This is a genomic window from Desulfothermus okinawensis JCM 13304, assembly GCF_054654515.1.
In genome coordinates, this window is record NZ_BAAIEW010000012.1 from 1 (window position 1) to 17,562 (window position 17,562).

Genomic DNA, 17,562 nt, shown 5'->3' on the forward strand with positions numbered 1-17,562 from the left:
CATAGAACTCAACTCTCTGAAAAAAGAACTGATCTTGCTGATGATAGAACAAAATTGGCAAACAAAAGAACTGATCTTGCAAATAAAAGAACTAGTCTGGCTGAGCATAGAACTCAACTCTCTGAAAAAAGAACTGATCTTGCAAATAAAAGAACTGATTGGGCGCAGATGCGCACCCAGCTATCTGAAATCAGGACTAGACTGGCAGGAGGACGTACAGAATTAGCACGAAATAGGACGAACTTTGCCCAGTACAGAACAATTATGGCAAGGATCAGAACAGAGCTTTCTTACCTTAGAACCGGTGTTGGGTTTATTGCATTGGGATGTGGTTTTATGCGATACTTTGGATGGGGGTGGTGGACAATACTAGATTTTGCCATAATATTGATGGGTGCTTGTGTAATAGGGATTGCGGCATTTATGTTCAAAGACACCCTTTTCCATGAAAGAAAGGTAATGAAACAGTTAGAGGCAGAATTAACTTATAAGGCCCTCAAAAAAAGGGAAGAAGAGATAAAAAGACTCCTTAGATTTGGATCATTTGTACCAGACAGAGAATTTAGTGATGAAGAATAGATTTTATCGTTACATAAAAGACCTAAATAATAAGTTATCTATAAGGCAAAAAATAAACTTTGCTATTTTTATTGAAGCCACCATTATTGCTTCTATATCCATATTTATTTTTTTGACAGTTCACACTCTCCTCTCAAAGGTTAAGTTTGTTGAATTATTCGATAATATAAACATCTCATTTTTAGAAATGAGGAAGTCTGAGAAAAATTATTTTCTGTATCACGACATAAGTAGCTTAATAGAAGCCTATAAGAAAGGAAAATTTGTTGCCAGTGAATTGGAAAAAAACAAAAATGTCCTTAGCCATATATTGACTAAAGATATTTACAATACCCTAAACCAAACCTTAAACAATTATTTGAAAACCATCCAAAAAATCAAAGAGTCTTCTCATAATCAAGAATATGGGAATGAGCTGAGGGAGTTTGGACATAAATTAACAAGTCTTTCTATCCATCTAATAAAACGAGAAAGGAAAAAGATAAACAAAATAATTCATCATGTGACCCTTGTAATACTCTTTTCTCTATTTGGTATATTTTTAGCCCATATGGTGACTTGGAGATACTTTTCATCTGTACTCACAAAAAAGCTAATAAAAATGAAGCAAATGACCAATGAAGTAGCTCAAGGTCGTTTCCATGATGTGTCATTAGTGTATTCAAAAATCCAACCAAATGTACAAGATGAGGTAGGATTAGTTATAGAGGCCATTTCTCGGATGGCAAAGGAACTGGAAAAGAGAGAAGAACAGCTTCTACAGGCAAAAAAATTGGCCTCTTTGGGTGTCCTTATTTCTGGTGTTGCCCATGAGCTAGGGAATCCACTAAATAACATATCCATGCTTTCAGAGGGATTTTTAACTTATTATGATTCATTAGATGATGATGAAAAGAAAAAATTTATGCAGGACATACAGGTACAAGCAGAAAGGATAAAAAAAATAGTCCGAAACCTACTGGATTTTTCAAGACAGAAAAAACCAGAACTTAAGGTATGTAATTTAAAGGATGTTATAGAAAAAAGTCTATCTCTGGTGGAGAATCAATTACGGATATCAAATATTAACGTTCACAAAAAGATTTCCAAGAATTTACCTTATGTTGAGATAGATGAAGATCAAATACAGCAAGTACTTGTAAATCTGTATACAAATGCCATGCAGGCAATGTCCAAGGGAGGAGAACTGTTTATCGATGCTTTTCCTTCTCCAGACCAGGACAAAATTATAATAAAGGTACGTGATACTGGGATGGGTATAAATCCTGAGACCCTACCGCATATATTTGACCCCTTTTTTACCACAAAAGGAACAAAAGGAACTGGACTGGGCCTCTCTGTTAGTTATGGGATAATAAAACAACATAGCGGTAAAATTTCAGTAGAATCTGAACCACAAAAAGGAACCACCTTTACCATAGAATTACCAGCTTATACAAAAAACAAGGAGGAATAGGATGGCAAAAAGCATTATAGTTATAGATGATGAAGAAATAGTATGTAAAATGGCTGAAATGACTCTTACAAAGGAAGGCTACGAAGTAGAGACCTTTGTAGATAGCAAAAAGGCATTGGAAAGGATAAAAGAAAAAAAATTTGACCTAGTGATTACTGATCTAAAAATGGAAGGGGTAGACGGCATGCAGATCTTACAAACAGTAAATAAGCTCTATCCCGATACAAAAGTGATTATGATAACTGCTTATGCTACTTTGGATATAGCCATAGAGGCACTCAGAAAACGAGTATTTGATTTTTTCCCAAAACCTATAAAAATCAAAGAGCTAAAAAAAAGAGTGAAAGAAGCAATTGGTGAATAATCTTTACCTTTATTCTTTTAGCAGTTACTAATATTCAAAATCCTTACATCCAAAGAGAACCAAAAGTGGGTTAGCCGTGGTAGAGAGAGGAGTACAATAATATTTTATGGTTTTCAACTAGATCTTATTGGCTGTTAACTACATGAATTCATAAGTATAACTAATTAATTGAACAAATCAGGATTATTGGATATTCTCTTTACAAGCTGTCTGTAATCCTGGGCCCCTTTGCTCCCTGGGGCATATTCAAATATTGTCTTTCCATACATTGGTGCCTGGGAGAGCATATTGTTATACCTAATGGGATCGCATACTTTATCTTTATAAAGAGATTTTAATTTTTCCAACATTGCCATGGTCCTCTTCTTTACCCTCATATCAAAAAATGTGGGCACTATATATTTTATCTCAAATTCAGGCCTATATTTTTGAATCCCGGCAATGGTCTTTAAAAACTGGGCCAGGGCCTGAATTGTCATAATCTCCAAGGATACTGGTATTAATGCCTCATTAACATAAAACATAACATTGACAGATAGCGAATCCCAACCAGGGGATGTGTCCACAATCACATAGTCAAAATCACCATGAATCTTTGAAATGGCCTCTGATAAGGTCCTCTCCCCACCAAAATACTCCCTATCTATCAAACGCTTGACCCCAGCAAGCCCTCTACCCCCTGCAAGGAGATAGAGGTTTTCTCTTGCCCTATAGAGACATTTTTCAAGGGGCAATTCCTCCAAGACAAATTCTGTTAAGCCTGCTGGTGGCTTAACTCCAAGTAAAAAGCTGCATTGTCCTTGTGTATCTGTATCCACTAAAAGCACCCTGTAGCCTCCAAGGGCAAGACCAGCTGCTATATTTACAGAAGTGGTGGTTTTCCCAACCCCACCTTTGCTTATACACACACCAATCTTTCTAACAGATGAATCTCTTTGTTTAAAATTTACTGAAAACCTATGGCCACAAATCTTACACCTAGCTACCTTTGGGGTGGTTGGCAACTTTTCCTTTGGAATCTTATGCTTATGTTTGCATTTTGGGCACTCAATAATTATCATCAATCTTTCTCCAGAATTTTGACAAAAAGCCTTTTAAATAAAAAACTGTCTTCCCCTTTTTCTGCAAAATCGTTTAGCAACAACTCAAGGGCCAAATTAACGATCTTTGATTTTGTCACCCTTTTTTGGGAAATAAATCTTTTAGAATGTTTTATTTCCTTTAGTTTATTCTCTGCTTCACTTAAAAGAGTTATAAGCTCTTTCCTCAAATAATAAGTCCTTTTAATGACTTTCTTTTTTGTTGTTTTTTTTGTTCCACATACCGACTTCTCATGGGTATGGCCTGCATCTAGCATGTCTGAAGCCAAATTTTCAATAAAATCCAAAAGGTCATTTGCCTCTTTTGAATCCCCATTGGATGAAGTCAAAATTTCCTCTAAGAGACTTTCTTTGTTATTAGGCATCTGTTTTCTCATCTAACACTTTATTCCGTATCTTTTCTACATACCTTACGTATTTTTGCTTCTGCTCTTTATCTAAAAAAGATTCTATTTTTATTCCAGCAGCAAATAGGTCTAGATCTATTTTTTCAATATACTTCACTAAACATACACCATTTATTTCATCATTGTCAAAGAATAATTTAAAATCCAATTTGGTATCACTATTTATATCATCTATATCTTTTAATAGTATTTGAAATCCCGCTGTAGATAAATTGGACACTTTATATAATTTACCTTTAAAGCTAACATCAATATTACCTTCTGTTTGTATTCTATATTCTTTTCTAAAGCTAGACTTATTATCAAATACTCTGTCCAAAGGAGAGGTATTTGAATCTATTTGTTCAAATTCAAGATATTCTTCCATATTAATCGTCCTATTTAATTTATATTATTTCCATGTCTATAGATGCTGTCCTAACAGCACCCACTGGACACACTAATTCACACTGTCCACACGCAACACAATGTTCTGCAGAGAACATAATCTTAGCACTTGCCTTGTCATAATATATTGCATCAGACCTACAAACAGCAAGACATGCACCACAGTGCACACAAACATTTTCATCCTTTTTAATCTTTTCTGCAAGGACCTCTACTTTAACACCCTCATCAATAAGATAACTAACCCCTTCATTAATTTGCTCTTCAGTTCCAATTAATTGCAATATAAGCCTTCCTTCTTGACGGGGAAAGATCTTTGCCTCTAAGACATTAAATATTATCCTAAAGTCTGCTGCCAATTTGTAAATTACAGGATTATACATAACATCTTTACTAAAAATTAACAGCACATTTTTTTTTATATTTTTTTCACCCATAATTTAACTCTCTCTTATTTTTTATATTTCACAGAATTCAATTATACCCTTCGCCCCTATTACATCTTTGTATATTGCAAGCACGCCTAAAACTCCATCAATTGACATGCCATATTCAATAGCTTTTTCTATATCATTTTTGGATTTTATCCTATTTGCCCCTCCTGTGGCTACTGCATCAGCTAGGGCAGTATCCTTTGATATTACAGTAAATCCATCAGCCCTACCGAAACTCATGGAATGGCCAACAGATCCAGAGGAAGTGCATACCCCAACAGGAGACATATCAGGAGAAATTTTTAGACCAATCTTTCCTGAAAATGGAGAATCTCCTGCAAAAACAGTCATCTTCACCTCTTTTTTTACATTAATAAAAATATCACCTCCATTTTCAACAATTACTTCTTCACTCTTTTTTGACAACTCTTCCCCTATAATATGTGCAATAGCGCCAGCCACTGATGCCATTGGACCAACACCAGCCTTCTCAGATGCCCTGTACATAATCTTTACTACCTCTGGAATATTGTGGAATTTTGGCAAAATAGGCTCAAATGAAGTCAAAAACGCAGGGCATCTCCTTATCTCTGCCTCAATATCCTTTCTAAGTTTAATGAGCTTCTTTTTCACAAATGAAGAGTATTCATCCTTTGTCCTTATGTAGAGGTCCGATGATTCCACTTTTACCCTATAGGTAGCCCACCTCTTAGTGGAGGTAAAATCCCTGTAGAATCTATCTATCACCAGCATCAATGGACCCTTTAAAATCTATTGTTGGAAGAGGAAGTTGGACTTCACCTAAGGTAAATTTATCTTTAATTATCCAATCTTTCAGCTTTAAGGCTATTTCCCGTGCCATAAAATAACTGGACAAAGGAGCAGTTGGAATCTCCTTACCCATTACATTTATCTTTCCTGAGCGAAGTTCCATATAACTCACCTCTCCCAGGGATCTATCTATTGCATTTGGATAATCAATACCATAGTCCACCACCTGGCAATAGATGTCTGCATCTGACTGACCTGTGAAATAGGCCATTTCCTCATTTATAATGGGAATTGGCACTCCAATACCAACCATAAGCGAACACCCATAACCTAGAATTGAGGCGCCTCTAATATATCTAGGAGACATCTGTTTCATATCACCTGTAACAGCTAAGGTCCCAGCACCCTCTTTTACAATTCCGTTTTCCCCTCTCATTGCATTTGGGTTATGTTGTGTCCCCCTCCACGAGACCACACCAACTGCCCCTCCAAGGAAAATCTTTGTACCTACACCAATTGTCCAATAAAAAGGATCATTTAAAAGGGGACTTAGTTGCCCTGAAGTGGAATACGTAGCATTCCCAAGGTTTGGTCTCAGGACCCCCATATAAGTGTATATTGTCCTCTTTGAGAGGTTCACTGCACAATTATAATTTTGATATGCATTCCTTGGATTGTATAAAAAGGCATCTCTCAAATCATTTATAGTAACAACTGCCTCATATTCCTTTAAAGGGTAACAGTCTGTACCATATGCCTTTGCCTTTAGTTTAACCTGCCTTCCAGCTATCAAGTCTTCAATTACATGTCCACCACCATATCTAAACCGGCCAGGATGAACTTTATTTAAAGGATCATCTTCCTGGACCTGGGTGGCCCCTATAAAGCAATCAACTGCTGCTATACCAGCGTAGGCTTCTACATCATTTAACCATACCTTAGATGCCTTTATTTTGGGCTTGGTGTGACCAAAATTTATAAACGCTCCAGAAGAACACATTACACCGAATGTACCAGTTGTGACAACATCTACCCTTTTGAAGGCGTTTTTTACCCCTTCAGTTTTTACAATATCCACCATCTCTTCAGCAGTAACCACCACTGCCTTTCCCTCTTTGATCTTTTTATTTATCTCATGAATACTCTTCTTCACCTCAAAATTTCCCATAATTTCAACTCCTGTATAGATAATTAGTTATACAATGGAAAAATAGTAAGAAAAACTAAGACAGAAAACAATAAAAATCTATTAGTTGTTTTTTTAAACCATTTCAAGTTGTTAATAACACATGTACATTAAATCAATGGTCAACTTTAATATTCCTTGACAGGAAACTCAATATTAACTTACAAGACTAAAAAAAACATAAAAAGGTTAGGGAAAAAATATGGCAAACAAAAGGTATACAAGAAGAGATTGTCTAAAAATCCTAGGCCTTTTAACTGCGGCAAGTACATTTTCCATTGTTTCAGTAGAACCTGTATTTAGCAGAGAATTTGATAAACTAAAGAAGGTCTCCCGTACCCTACCCCTTATGAGTACTTATGTGACCATAACTATTTATGACCAGTCAAAGGAAAGAGCGGTTAAAGCACAGGAAATGGCCTTTTCAAAAATGAAAAAGCTAATAGATATATTTGATAGATTTAATCCAAATAGTCATATATCTTACTTAAACGAAAACAAAACCTTAAATGATGTTCCACCTGAGTTTTCTGACTTACTTAAAAAATCCCAGTCAATTGCCAAGCTCTGTTCAGAAAAATTTGACATCACTATTTTGCCTCTATTGGAAACAATTGAAGAAGAACTCAGGGTTCACGGAAAATTCCCGCAACTTGAGGAGATTAGAGAGATCTTACCCTATGTTGGATGGGAAAATATACACATCTCACCCAAAAAAATTACCCTGTCCAAAGAGACAAAGATTACCTTGGACGGCATTGCAAAAGGATATATCGTGGATCAAGCAGCAGAAGTCATTTCAAAATATGGAATAAAGCATGCCCTTATAGATGCTGGAGGAGATATTCGCCTAATAGGAGATAAAGATGGTAAACAGAAGTGGACAATAGGTATAGAAGATCCCCATATGGAAAAGAAATATATACAAACAGTAAAATTATCCCACCTTGCCATTGCCACCTCTGGTAATTACAGAAATTACTTTGACCATTCCAAGAAAATATTTCATATAATTGATAAAGATCTAGATCTATCTCCACAAAGAACCATCAGTTGTACTGTTATGTCCAAGACTGCCTGTCTTGCTGATGGATTGGCTACTGGTTTTTTTGCCCTTAGCCCAGAAAAGGCAGTGAAAGTTGCAAATGAGCTAAACCTTCCAATATTAATGGTCACCCATGGGGAAAGGTGTCTTTCATCTAATACCTGGGAAAAATTTAAGACTTAAAATAAAGACAAAAAATTGATGGGAATGTTTTGGGGCTATCTAGCCCCTTTCTTTTGACAAAATATAAATGGGGAGCAATGGATCTCTATGGAAAAGACAGATAATATAGATGAACTAAGGCTAAGACCCCAGTTAAACACCCAATTGGTATCTTTACTTTTCAAGCATTCGCCCATAGGAATATATATTATTACAAAAAGGCAATTTAGTTATGTAAATCCCCAATTTGAAAAGATAACTGGATATTCATTTAGTGAACTGAAGAGTATCTCCCCAATTGAATTAATAGCCTTGGAAAACAGGGATGAAGTGAGACAGTATGCCATAGCCATGTTAAAAGGGGATAGGGACAAACCATTTTTAAACAAAATCAAAGACAAAAATGGAGAAACAAAATATATTTTAGAAAGTGTATGTTCTATTCTGTATAACGGTAAAGAATCTATTCTTGGATTTTTCTTAGATAACACTGAGGAACAACTGGCCAAAGAACAACTAAAAAAATCAGAAGAAAAATTTGAAAAGGCATTTAAACTGTCACCTGACTGGATCGTCATAAGTACCGTGGACGAAGGTATCTACTTGGAAGTAAACGAAGCATTTTTGGACACAACTGGATACAATAAGAAAGAGGTCATAGGAAAAAGTTCAATGGATCTTGGGATATGGGCAGACCCTAAACAACGAGATGAACTTCATAACCTTTTGAAAAAATACGGAAAGATCTGTAATGCAGAGGTGCAATTTAAGAAAAAAGATGGCTCAATAATAGACGTTTTATGGTCTGCACACAAGATACAGTATGATAATAGGGACTGTTTAATTGCAGTGGCTAGAGATGTCACTGACTTAAAGAGAGCAGCTCAGGAAAAACTCATGAGGGAAAAACTACAAGGGGTATTGGAAATGGCTGGAGCCACTTGTCATGAAATGAATCAACCCCTTCAGAATATGATGTTTATAGTTGGAGAAATATTAGATGAGTATCCCAATGATGAAAACTGTATTGAGCTCAAAAGACAACTGGAAAGGGTTAAAGAAATAACCTATAAATTAGAAAATATAACCCATTACTCTACTAAGGAATATGTAAAAGGTGTTAAAATTATAGATATTGATAAATCATCTTCATATTGTAAGATTGATACTGACTCCATATCATAATGCATTAAAAAAATATTTGTACAACATTTTCTTGACATAATCCAAAATCAACAATATGAACAAGCGCTTATAAATCTTCCAACTAAATAGGAGGAACTCATGAAAAAAAGGCTAGTTTATATTCTGTTATTACTACTATTTTCTTCTTCCCTGGCCCTGGCCAGCCATGGAAACGTTACCCCACCCAAAAGACCACACAAAGATGCAATCTACGTTAACCTCGCTGGTATTATAAAAAATACCCACGGCGAACCAGTTGGCGAGGCAGAGGTAAAGGTATTTTTTGGGGAAAAACAAGTGGATGAGCTTGAAACAGCTGAAAATGGAAAATTCTTATCAAGATTTTTCATCTCAAAAGAGGAACTAAAGTCTCTTCATATAAAACTAGAGATATTTAAGGCAAGTTACAAAACTGAAGTATTAAAATTAGACCCTAAGACCCTGGCAATGAAGGATAAGAATATATATTTCAGTGGAGATATTATCTTAAAAAGGGTATTGGGTCCAGCCTTCTGGGTTTCAACTGGTGTATTTTTTCTGGTATATGTAATCATTGGTTTTGAACTTCTCCACAGGACCATTGCTGCTATGTTAGGTGCAGCTACCATGCTCATTTTATCTTATACAATAGGGACTTTTAATCCACAGTACCACATCTTGAGCTATGAGGCAGCTATTGCATCAATTGACATGAATGTTATTTTCCTCCTTATGGGAATGATGATAATAATTGGAGTACTGAAAAACACCGGTATTTTCCAGTGGTGTGCGTATAAATCTTATAGTCTTGCAAAGGGAAATTTCTTTTTGTTGTCAATAATCCTTATGTTCTTTACAGCGTTTACTTCTGCTTTTTTAGACAATGTAACAACAATGCTACTTCTAACTGGTGTGGCTGTTGAAATATGTGTGGCCCTAAATATTAATCCCCTTCACCTTTTAATTCCTTTGGTTATGGCATCCAACATAGGTGGTACTGCAACGCTAATTGGTGACCCACCCAACATATTGATTGGATCCTATGCAGGCTTAAGCTTTGTAAAATTTGTAGAGGCCCTGGCCCCAATATGTCTGGTGTGTATGATCATACTTGTGGTCTACACTAAACTTATATGGGGCAAGGAATTTGCCAAGGCAAAGGTAGAAAATGTAGATGATTATATTTTGGAATTAAAGGAAAAATACAAAATAACTGACTCTAAGTTACTTGCATATGGGGGAGGCGTACTTGCATTTGTAATCTTCCTATTTTTGACTGAATCTATTTGGCACATGGAAGTTTCAATTGCTGCCCTATTTGGTGCAGCTGTTCTGGTCACAATAGCTGTACTCATGGACAAAATTGACCTAATGGAACTTATTGAAAAGGATATTGAATGGCCAACACTTATGTTCTTTATTTTTCTCTTTATGTTAGTTTCCGCTGTTGAATCAACGGGACTTTTGGACCTTGTTGCTGATTGGATCTTAAAACTCTCAAAGGGTAACTTTGTGGCAGCATGCACCTTTATCCTATGGGTAGCAGCTATAATGTCTGCCTTTATAGACAACATACCTTTTACAGCCACCATGTTACCAATTGTAGGTTATCTCTCCCATGTTATTCCAGAGGCTCATAATACCCTTTGGTGGGCACTTGCCCTGGGTGCATGTTTCGGAGGAAATGGCACTATAATAGGTGCATCTGCAAATGTTGTTACAATTGGTATTGCTGAATCAAAGGGATATAGGACCACTTTTATGGAATTTATGAAAGTAGCTTTTCCCTACATGATCATGACTATTGCTGTATCAGAAGCATGGCTACTTATTGTACGTCCAGGATAATTATGTTTGTGAAATTTATGATACAATTTTAAGGGAGGATTTTTCCTCCCTTTTTTATTTTACATATAGTCCTACCCTTCTTAAGTCTTCACAGGATATTTCTCCATGTCTTAATATTTCCACTATATTCTTTTCAACAAACTTTACTATTGTAGAAGGATTGACCCCTGAAGGTCTTGGCCCTAAATTAAGGGCCATATCAACCATACCTAATACATCTGCATCAATTTCCTCAAATGACTTTGGACTTGGCATGCCAGATCTATTTGCACTGGTTGCAAATAAAGGAAAACCAGATTTTACACACAATTTCCTTGCAATGGGATGGGAGGTTAGGCGGACGCACACATATCCTTTTCCACTTAAAATACCTTTTGGGAGATCTTTTTTTCCAGGGAAAAGAATTGATAGGGGCCCTGGCCAAAAATGGTCTAAGATTAAATCCATTGGAACATACTCAAATGATTCAACCAGGAAGTCTATTTGTGAAATATTGCCTATAATTACAGGGAGGACCTTACTTAAGGGTCTTTTTTTTATCTCAAATATCTTTTTAACTGCTCTTTTATCCAGAGAATTTCCTCCAATGCCATATAGGGTCTCAGTTGGAAAAATAATTACCCCACCTTTTTTTATGAGATCAACTGCATGGTCTATTTTTACCAATTTATCGCCTCCTAGTGTTTTTTACTCTCTCCCCAAATTTGTCAAAACTTGGGTTAACTAAATTTATGGCAAAGTTCTTGCTTTTTAAAATCAAATAAATAAGATAGGGAAAGGATTTCCCTGTTAATAATAACTATTTTCCTTTGCAAAAGGAGATGAGATGGTAAAGATCAAGATAGGTGACATAGAAAAAAATTTACTGCAAGCACCAGACAAGACAAGGAAAAAATCCCCAAATGAATTTGATGAATTCTTAAAAAAAGAAATAAGCCAAGATCAAGAAAAAATCCCCACTACCCCTATCTCAACTGAAAAAATCCAATTCCAGGAATTAGAGGCTGCCCTGAGACTCAAACAAAATCAAGGCTTAAGTATAGTTATGGATAAAATTGAATCTAGCTTGGATAAGTGGGAAAAATATTCCCAGGATCTTTCTGCTGGCAATTTAAGGGATTCAGAAAATACCCTGAACTCAATTCTAGACCAGTTATCACATATAGAAAATAAATTAAATGAGGGTGAAATTGATCCCAAGGAAGAAGTCACAGATATTGTCAATGAACTTAAGATAATGGCCTTATCTGAGAAGGCAAGGCTAAGCCGCGGAGATTATGTGTAGATTTTGACTATTTCAAGTAAAATTCCTTTAATGGTGTATAAATTGGACCAGTTGGTTTAAGTGTACTTTTCCACAAAATAAACCTATCAATTTTCGTCTCTGGCCAGCTAAGGTCGTTTAAATATTTTATTAGCTCCACCCAATTGTCTCTGGAGTGTGCGTATTTTATCCTCCCAAGGGTGAGGTGTGGTCTAAATGGTTTACTATCTCCTACAATTCCCACTGAAGATAAACAAGTAGAGATATCTTGGAAGAGTTCTACCAACTTCCTACCCCCTTTTTCACATCCAGCCCATATGACTCTGGGTCTTTTTATATTAGGGAAATATCCTCCACCACCTGCTTTGAAAACAAATGGAGACAAATTAGTTTTTATTATATCTTTTATTTCTTCCACCTTTATGTCCTGGACTTCACCAATAAAAAATAAGGTTAAGTGAAAATTTTTCTCTTGTGTCCATTTAATTTTTGAATACAGCGAATCTGACCACTTATTTTTTATTTGTGTTAAAATTTTCTTGTATTCATTGGGAAGAGGGATTCCCAAAAAAATTCTCATGGGTATTCTCTCCTACAAGATTAAAAATAAAATAGATTCAACAACCTCACACATGCCACCTAAGGTGTCCCCAGTAATACAACCCAAGGTCTTTTTGTAAAAACAAATCAACAAAAAGGTAACAATAAAAAATAGACTGTTTAATAAGATAAAACCCTTGCCCAAATAAATGGATGCCAACATTATAGGAATAAAAGGAACAAATTCTGTTGGTTTTACTGGAGATTCAAAGAACCCCTTTGCTGTTCCCATCTCCCTACAGTAACCTAAAAACCTCATTGCAATTAACATAGAAACCCGTGAATAGGCTGGGATCAAACATATCTTTAAGAACCTGCTACTTCCAATATCCCTAATACCAAAATATTTAATTCCAAGAAAAATAATTATGGCCAATACCCCCATTGCTCCTATCCTTGAATCCTTCATTATTTTTAACTTTTCCCCAAGGGGTCTATGGCTAAATATTCCATCTGCAGTATCTGCAAGACCATCTAGATGGAGGCCACCAGTTAAAACAATTAACAATGTCACATCTAACCAAGACACAGTACTAATTGGAAAAATTTTTTGCATGAAAAAATCAAATAGGCCCACTAAAATACCAATAAATAGACCCACCATTGGGAAATATGGCCTTATCTTCTCTGGGGAAAACTCTAATTTTAAGTATTTGGGTATAGGGATGGTGGTTAAAAACACAAGACATCCAAGAAAATTCTTTAGCATATTTCTATCCTTTTATGAGATTTGGAATACCGCAGGTCACAAAATATACCTTATCTGCTATTTGAGCTACTTTTTGGTGAAGTATCCCCACAATATCTCTATACTTACGAGAAACTCCATCTGCCGGCACGATTCCCATCCCAACTTCATTTGACACAAAGATGAAAATGCCCTCATTCTCCCTTATAACCTTTATAAGCTCCTCAATATCTCTTTCTATCTCCTCTTTTTCCTCTCCCCTGTATAGGAGATTGTTTATCCACATTGTTAGGCAATCTACAAGCACAACTGATTTTTTATCCTGAATTGACTTTAAACCCCTGGGAAGGTCGTATGGGCATTCTAATGTCTCCCATCCATGCCCCCTTTCCTTTTTGTGCTTTTCAACCCTATCTTTCATTTCATCATCCATTACCACAGAGGTGGCCACGTAGATCTTTCTTACTTTTCGATATTCTTCAGCTAATTTTAAAGCAAAACTACTTTTTCCACTCTTACACCCACCAATTATAAATATAGTTTCCATGCTCATATTTTCTCCACCTTTAAATCTCAACACAATATTTTAACAGGTCAAATGAAATCCCGCTCCAATTTTTATACCGTTATCATATAGCCTATTAAACTCAAAAATGGCTTCTTTTGTTGGTTTTTCTATAAGTTTAATTTTATGTTTTTTCAAATAATTTTTAAGGGATGTATCTACCCTCATCATACCAGGATCTCCCTGTCCAATAATAATAACTTCAACACCCTCTTTTATCAAATCCTCTACATCCCCTTTAAAAACCCTGTGTCCCTGCTTCCTCCACCAATTGGATATGACCTTATCCCCAATTATTTTCAAATCTGTTGTATAACCCTTACCTGAAATTTTCATATATCCAAATCTATATTCCTGGATAATCATCATATATCCCTCCCATAAAACAAAAAAAGGCTGGTCTTAAAAGACCAGCCTTTTTAACTCCTCTAAAATCCATATCTATTAGTACATGCCGCCCATTCCCCCTGGAGCTGGTGGCATATTTTTATCTTTTTCTTCTGGTTTTTCACAGATTGCAGCCTCAGTGGTCAATAGTAGAGATGCAATAGAAGATGCATTCTGGATTGCAATTCTTGTAACCTTCTTTGGATCAATTACACCAGCCTTTAAGAGGTCTTCATACTCTCCAGTAGCTGCATTAAATCCAAAGGAGTCCTTTTCAGATTTTACCTTCTCAACTACTAAAGAACCCTCATAACCTGCATTTGCACAGATCTGACGAAGAGGCTCAGTCAAAGCAGCCTTGATAATCTCAATGCCAGCCTTTTCATCTTCATCAGCTGCCTTTACAGCCTCAACAGCCTCAAGACACCTTATCAAGGCAACACCACCGCCAGGAACAATACCTTCTTCAACAGCAGCCCTGGTTGCATTTAGTGCATCTTCCACCCTGGCCTTCTTTTCCTTCATCTCTGTCTCAGTTGCAGCACCAACATTGATTACTGCAACACCACCAACCAATTTGGCGAGACGTTCCTGTAATTTTTCTCTATCATAATCAGATGTGGTCTCATCAATTTCAGCCCTTATCTGGTTTACCCTGGCCTTGATATCTTCAGGTTTACCAGCACCATCAATTATTGTAGTATTCTCTTTGTCAATAACTACCTTCTTGGCCTCACCAAGGTCATTTAAAGTAGCATTTTCAAGTTTGATACCTAAATCCTCGGAAATTACCTGACCACCTGTCAAGATAGCAATATCCTGCAACATTGCCTTTCTTCTCTCGCCAAAACCAGGGGCCTTTACAGCACATACCTGCAATGTTCCCCTTAGCTTGTTCACAACCAGTGTAGCAAGGGCTTCACCTTCCACATCTTCAGCAATGATTAAAAGAGGTTTGCCCTGTTTTGCAACTTGTTCAAGCACAGGCAAAAGATCCTTCATTGCAGAGATCTTCTTCTCATGGATCAAGATGTATGCATTTTCCAACTCACAGGTCATCTTGTCAGGATTGGTTACAAAGTATGGGGAGAGATAACCCCTATCAAACTGCATACCTTCTACAAAGTCCAAGGTGTTTTCAAGGCCCTTGGCCTCTTCTACTGTTATTACACCCTCTTTACCTACCTTACTCATTGCGTCGGCAATTAAATTTCCAATTGTTGGGTCATTGTTAGCAGAAATTGTTCCTACCTGTGCAATGTCCTTTTCATCTCTGGTTGGAACAGCTATTTCTTCTAATTTTTTCACCACTGCATCAACTGCCTTGTCAATTCCCCTTTTGATGATCATTGGGTTTCTGCCAGCTGCAACCAGCTTGATACCTTCATTGAATATCTTTTGGGCAAGGATGGTTGCTGTTGTGGTACCATCACCAGCAATGTCAGAGGTCTTACTGGCAACTTCTTTTACCATCTGAGCGCCCATGTTTTCAAATTTATCTTCCAATTCAACCTCTTTTGCCACAGTAACACCGTCTTTGGTAATTACTGGAGAACCAAAAGACTTCTCAATAACAACATTTCTTCCCTTTGGCCCCAAAGTTACCTTTACAGCATTTGCAAGCTTATCAACACCAGCCTTTAATTTTGCTCTAGCAGTCTCACTATATAGTATTTCCTTTGCAGGCATACTCAGCACCTCCTTTTAAAAATTAATTTTCAATAATGGCAACAATATCGTCTTCTCTCATAATGAGATATTCTTCACCTTCAATCTTTACCTCTGTCCCTGCATATTTGCTGAACATTACCTTGTCCCCAACCTTTACAGACATCTCAATCCTCTTCCCGTCATCAGTAAGCCTTCCAGGACCAACAGCAATGATCTCACCCTTTATTGGTTTTTCCTTTGCAGTGTCAGGAATGATGATTCCACCCTTGGTCTTTTCCTCTTCTTCTAAACGCTTTACCAAAACACGATCATGCAATGGTTTTAACTTCATAGCCTCCACCTCCGTTTTATTTTGTTGTTTCTAACTATCCCAATTAATTGTTAGCACTCATCTTTTATGAGTGCTAACAAATTGACACATAAACCTGTTACACAAAGTTCGCCTCTATATATAAAGCCGATTTTTTAGTTGTAAAGAGCAGAAAGCAAAATTTTTTATTTTTTTATCTAATACATTGAAATAACTTATAATTTTTTATCAGATTCCTCCACAAAACGAGCCATCTCTTCTCTTATTTCCTTTAATCTTTTTTCCAATTGAAAATCAGATACTGCAAGTATCTGGGCTGCTAAGTAGGCAGCGTTTTGTGCCCCAACCCTATCAAGGGCAACAGTGGCAACGGGATATCCAGGGGGCATTTGTACAGTGGAAAGTAGCGCATCTATTCCACCTAAAGAAGACGCATTTATAGGCACTCCAATAACAGGCCTTGTGGTCCTTGCGGCAACTGCCCCAGCAAGATGGGCCGCCAGTCCAGCAGCACAAATAAATACCTTACACCCCTTTTCTTCTAAGTCCTTGATTAAATTTTCTGTCCTATTGGGGGTCCTGTGGGCAGATGTTATGTGGAATTTATAGCTAATCCCCAATTTTTCCAAAACCTCTATACAGGGAAACATCTTCTCCTTATCTGATATACTCCCAATAAAAATTGCTACATCTACCATAAAACTCCTCCTGGATTCTTGCGAAAAACTAACAGATATCTTTTATTTTAGCAAAACAATGGGCTGGATTAACTGGAAGGGATCTTACGGAGAGGGAGGGATTCGAACCCCCGGAGGGCTGTAAACCCTCAGTAGTTTTCAAGACTACCGCCTTCGACCGCTCGGCCACCTCTCCGTGGAAAAAATTTATATAATAATATAGCGTAAAAATTTCAAGTCTTTTTTATTGGATTTCAAGAATTATCCTTTGTACCATTATATACAAAATTTTTTCCTATCATTTTATAAAACGTACCTTTATCAATACCAATTGGAGTCTTACACCTTGGACAAAAGATCTTACCATGGGATTCTTCCCATCCAAAGGACTTGGTTATTCTGTCCTTATGACACCTAAGCACCTCCCCTTTTCCTATTTTTTTATATTTCCATAATTTTTTCTTGCACTTTGCACATCTAATTGTAAGCATAGATAA

At 36.6% G+C, this 17,562-nt stretch carries 22 protein-coding genes and 1 tRNA gene; 7 read left to right on the forward strand and 16 right to left on the reverse strand.

What is annotated here, in order from left to right; genetic code table 11:
* The 3 genes from ACYQ0O_RS05925 to ACYQ0O_RS05935 form a co-directional block, all read left to right on the forward strand.
* Positions 1 to 579 (forward strand): DUF202 domain-containing protein (locus tag ACYQ0O_RS05925; protein WP_459891516.1); only part of this gene is annotated, 579 nt, incomplete at its 5' end.
* Positions 569 to 2,035, forward strand: a complete 1,467-nt coding sequence (locus ACYQ0O_RS05930; RefSeq protein WP_459891517.1) for a sensor histidine kinase — start codon at positions 569 to 571, stop codon at positions 2,033 to 2,035. The genes ACYQ0O_RS05925 and ACYQ0O_RS05930, both read left to right, overlap by 11 nt.
* A gap of 1 nt (position 2,036) precedes the next feature.
* On the forward strand, positions 2,037 to 2,399 hold the full coding sequence (locus ACYQ0O_RS05935; RefSeq protein WP_459891518.1) for a response regulator: 363 nt from the start codon (positions 2,037 to 2,039) through the stop codon (positions 2,397 to 2,399).
* A gap of 164 nt (positions 2,400 to 2,563) precedes the next feature.
* Here ACYQ0O_RS05935 and ACYQ0O_RS05940 read toward each other — a convergent pair whose 3' ends face one another.
* The 6 genes from ACYQ0O_RS05940 to ACYQ0O_RS05965 are packed head-to-tail and all read right to left on the reverse strand — an operon-like array spanning position 2,564 to position 6,666.
* A complete protein-coding gene (locus ACYQ0O_RS05940) occupies positions 2,564 to 3,460 on the reverse strand; it encodes an AAA family ATPase (RefSeq protein WP_459891519.1) in 897 nt (298 codons plus the stop codon).
* A complete protein-coding gene (locus ACYQ0O_RS05945; protein ID WP_459891520.1) occupies positions 3,460 to 3,864 on the reverse strand; it encodes a hypothetical protein in 405 nt (134 codons plus the stop codon). The genes ACYQ0O_RS05940 and ACYQ0O_RS05945 overlap by 1 nt, the downstream gene beginning before the upstream one ends.
* Positions 3,857 to 4,273 (reverse strand): PilZ domain-containing protein, encoded by a 417-nt coding sequence (locus ACYQ0O_RS05950; protein ID WP_459891521.1) that lies wholly within the window; start codon positions 4,271 to 4,273, stop codon positions 3,857 to 3,859. The genes ACYQ0O_RS05945 and ACYQ0O_RS05950 overlap by 8 nt, the downstream gene beginning before the upstream one ends.
* Positions 4,274 to 4,292: 19 nt before the next feature.
* Positions 4,293 to 4,730 (reverse strand): NIL domain-containing protein, encoded by a 438-nt coding sequence (locus ACYQ0O_RS05955; protein ID WP_459891522.1) that lies wholly within the window; start codon positions 4,728 to 4,730, stop codon positions 4,293 to 4,295.
* 21 nt (positions 4,731 to 4,751) lie between these two features.
* The gene (locus tag ACYQ0O_RS05960; protein ID WP_459891523.1) at positions 4,752 to 5,480 is read right to left on the reverse strand and encodes a UPF0280 family protein; all 729 of its coding nucleotides are present in this window, start codon (positions 5,478 to 5,480) and stop codon (positions 4,752 to 4,754) included.
* Positions 5,464 to 6,666 (reverse strand): homocysteine biosynthesis protein, encoded by a 1,203-nt coding sequence (locus ACYQ0O_RS05965; RefSeq protein WP_459891524.1) that lies wholly within the window; start codon positions 6,664 to 6,666, stop codon positions 5,464 to 5,466. Before ACYQ0O_RS05965 ends, ACYQ0O_RS05960 begins: the two co-directional genes overlap by 17 nt.
* Before the next feature lie 220 nt (positions 6,667 to 6,886).
* Here ACYQ0O_RS05965 and ACYQ0O_RS05970 point away from each other — a divergent pair, with 220 nt between their 5' ends.
* The 3 genes from ACYQ0O_RS05970 to ACYQ0O_RS05980 all read left to right on the forward strand — a co-directional run bounded on the left by ACYQ0O_RS05970 (position 6,887) and on the right by ACYQ0O_RS05980 (position 10,903).
* Positions 6,887 to 7,912, forward strand: a complete 1,026-nt coding sequence (locus tag ACYQ0O_RS05970; RefSeq protein ID WP_459891525.1) for an FAD:protein FMN transferase — start codon at positions 6,887 to 6,889, stop codon at positions 7,910 to 7,912.
* Between the two features lie 87 nt (positions 7,913 to 7,999).
* Positions 8,000 to 9,076: a PAS domain S-box protein gene (locus tag ACYQ0O_RS05975; protein WP_459891526.1), complete on the forward strand. Its 1,077-nt coding sequence runs from the start codon at positions 8,000 to 8,002 to the stop codon at positions 9,074 to 9,076.
* A gap of 99 nt (positions 9,077 to 9,175) precedes the next feature.
* The gene (locus ACYQ0O_RS05980; protein ID WP_459891527.1) at positions 9,176 to 10,903 is read left to right on the forward strand and encodes an ArsB/NhaD family transporter; all 1,728 of its coding nucleotides are present in this window, start codon (positions 9,176 to 9,178) and stop codon (positions 10,901 to 10,903) included.
* A gap of 54 nt (positions 10,904 to 10,957) precedes the next feature.
* Here ACYQ0O_RS05980 and ACYQ0O_RS05985 read toward each other — a convergent pair whose 3' ends face one another.
* On the reverse strand, positions 10,958 to 11,569 hold the full coding sequence (locus ACYQ0O_RS05985; RefSeq protein WP_459891528.1) for an L-threonylcarbamoyladenylate synthase: 612 nt from the start codon (positions 11,567 to 11,569) through the stop codon (positions 10,958 to 10,960).
* A gap of 160 nt (positions 11,570 to 11,729) precedes the next feature.
* Here ACYQ0O_RS05985 and ACYQ0O_RS05990 point away from each other — a divergent pair, with 160 nt between their 5' ends.
* Positions 11,730 to 12,188, forward strand: coding sequence for a hypothetical protein (locus tag ACYQ0O_RS05990; RefSeq protein WP_459891529.1), 459 nt, complete (start codon positions 11,730 to 11,732; stop codon positions 12,186 to 12,188).
* A gap of 7 nt (positions 12,189 to 12,195) precedes the next feature.
* Here ACYQ0O_RS05990 and thpR read toward each other — a convergent pair whose 3' ends face one another.
* The 9 genes from thpR to ACYQ0O_RS06035 form a co-directional block, all read right to left on the reverse strand.
* Positions 12,196 to 12,747: an RNA 2',3'-cyclic phosphodiesterase gene (thpR, locus tag ACYQ0O_RS05995; protein ID WP_459891530.1), complete on the reverse strand. Its 552-nt coding sequence runs from the start codon at positions 12,745 to 12,747 to the stop codon at positions 12,196 to 12,198.
* A gap of 12 nt (positions 12,748 to 12,759) precedes the next feature.
* Positions 12,760 to 13,476 (reverse strand): adenosylcobinamide-GDP ribazoletransferase, encoded by a 717-nt coding sequence (gene cobS / locus ACYQ0O_RS06000; protein ID WP_459891531.1) that lies wholly within the window; start codon positions 13,474 to 13,476, stop codon positions 12,760 to 12,762.
* A 4-nt stretch (positions 13,477 to 13,480) separates the two neighbouring features.
* Complete coding sequence (cobU, locus tag ACYQ0O_RS06005) at positions 13,481 to 14,008, reverse strand: bifunctional adenosylcobinamide kinase/adenosylcobinamide-phosphate guanylyltransferase (RefSeq protein WP_459891532.1); 528 nt, start codon at positions 14,006 to 14,008, stop codon at positions 13,481 to 13,483.
* A gap of 33 nt (positions 14,009 to 14,041) precedes the next feature.
* Positions 14,042 to 14,389 (reverse strand): Mth938-like domain-containing protein, encoded by a 348-nt coding sequence (locus ACYQ0O_RS06010; protein ID WP_459891533.1) that lies wholly within the window; start codon positions 14,387 to 14,389, stop codon positions 14,042 to 14,044.
* 75 nt (positions 14,390 to 14,464) lie between these two features.
* The gene (gene groL / locus ACYQ0O_RS06015) at positions 14,465 to 16,096 is read right to left on the reverse strand and encodes a chaperonin GroEL (RefSeq protein WP_459891534.1); all 1,632 of its coding nucleotides are present in this window, start codon (positions 16,094 to 16,096) and stop codon (positions 14,465 to 14,467) included.
* A 22-nt stretch (positions 16,097 to 16,118) separates the two neighbouring features.
* Positions 16,119 to 16,418: a co-chaperone GroES gene (groES, locus tag ACYQ0O_RS06020; protein WP_459891535.1), complete on the reverse strand. Its 300-nt coding sequence runs from the start codon at positions 16,416 to 16,418 to the stop codon at positions 16,119 to 16,121.
* 185 nt (positions 16,419 to 16,603) lie between these two features.
* A complete protein-coding gene (gene purE, locus ACYQ0O_RS06025; RefSeq protein WP_459891536.1) occupies positions 16,604 to 17,086 on the reverse strand; it encodes a 5-(carboxyamino)imidazole ribonucleotide mutase in 483 nt (160 codons plus the stop codon).
* A gap of 87 nt (positions 17,087 to 17,173) precedes the next feature.
* Positions 17,174 to 17,261 (reverse strand) — tRNA-Ser (locus ACYQ0O_RS06030).
* 58 nt (positions 17,262 to 17,319) lie between these two features.
* A complete protein-coding gene (locus ACYQ0O_RS06035; RefSeq protein WP_459891537.1) occupies positions 17,320 to 17,556 on the reverse strand; it encodes a hypothetical protein in 237 nt (78 codons plus the stop codon).
* Positions 17,557 to 17,562: the final 6 nt, after the last annotated feature.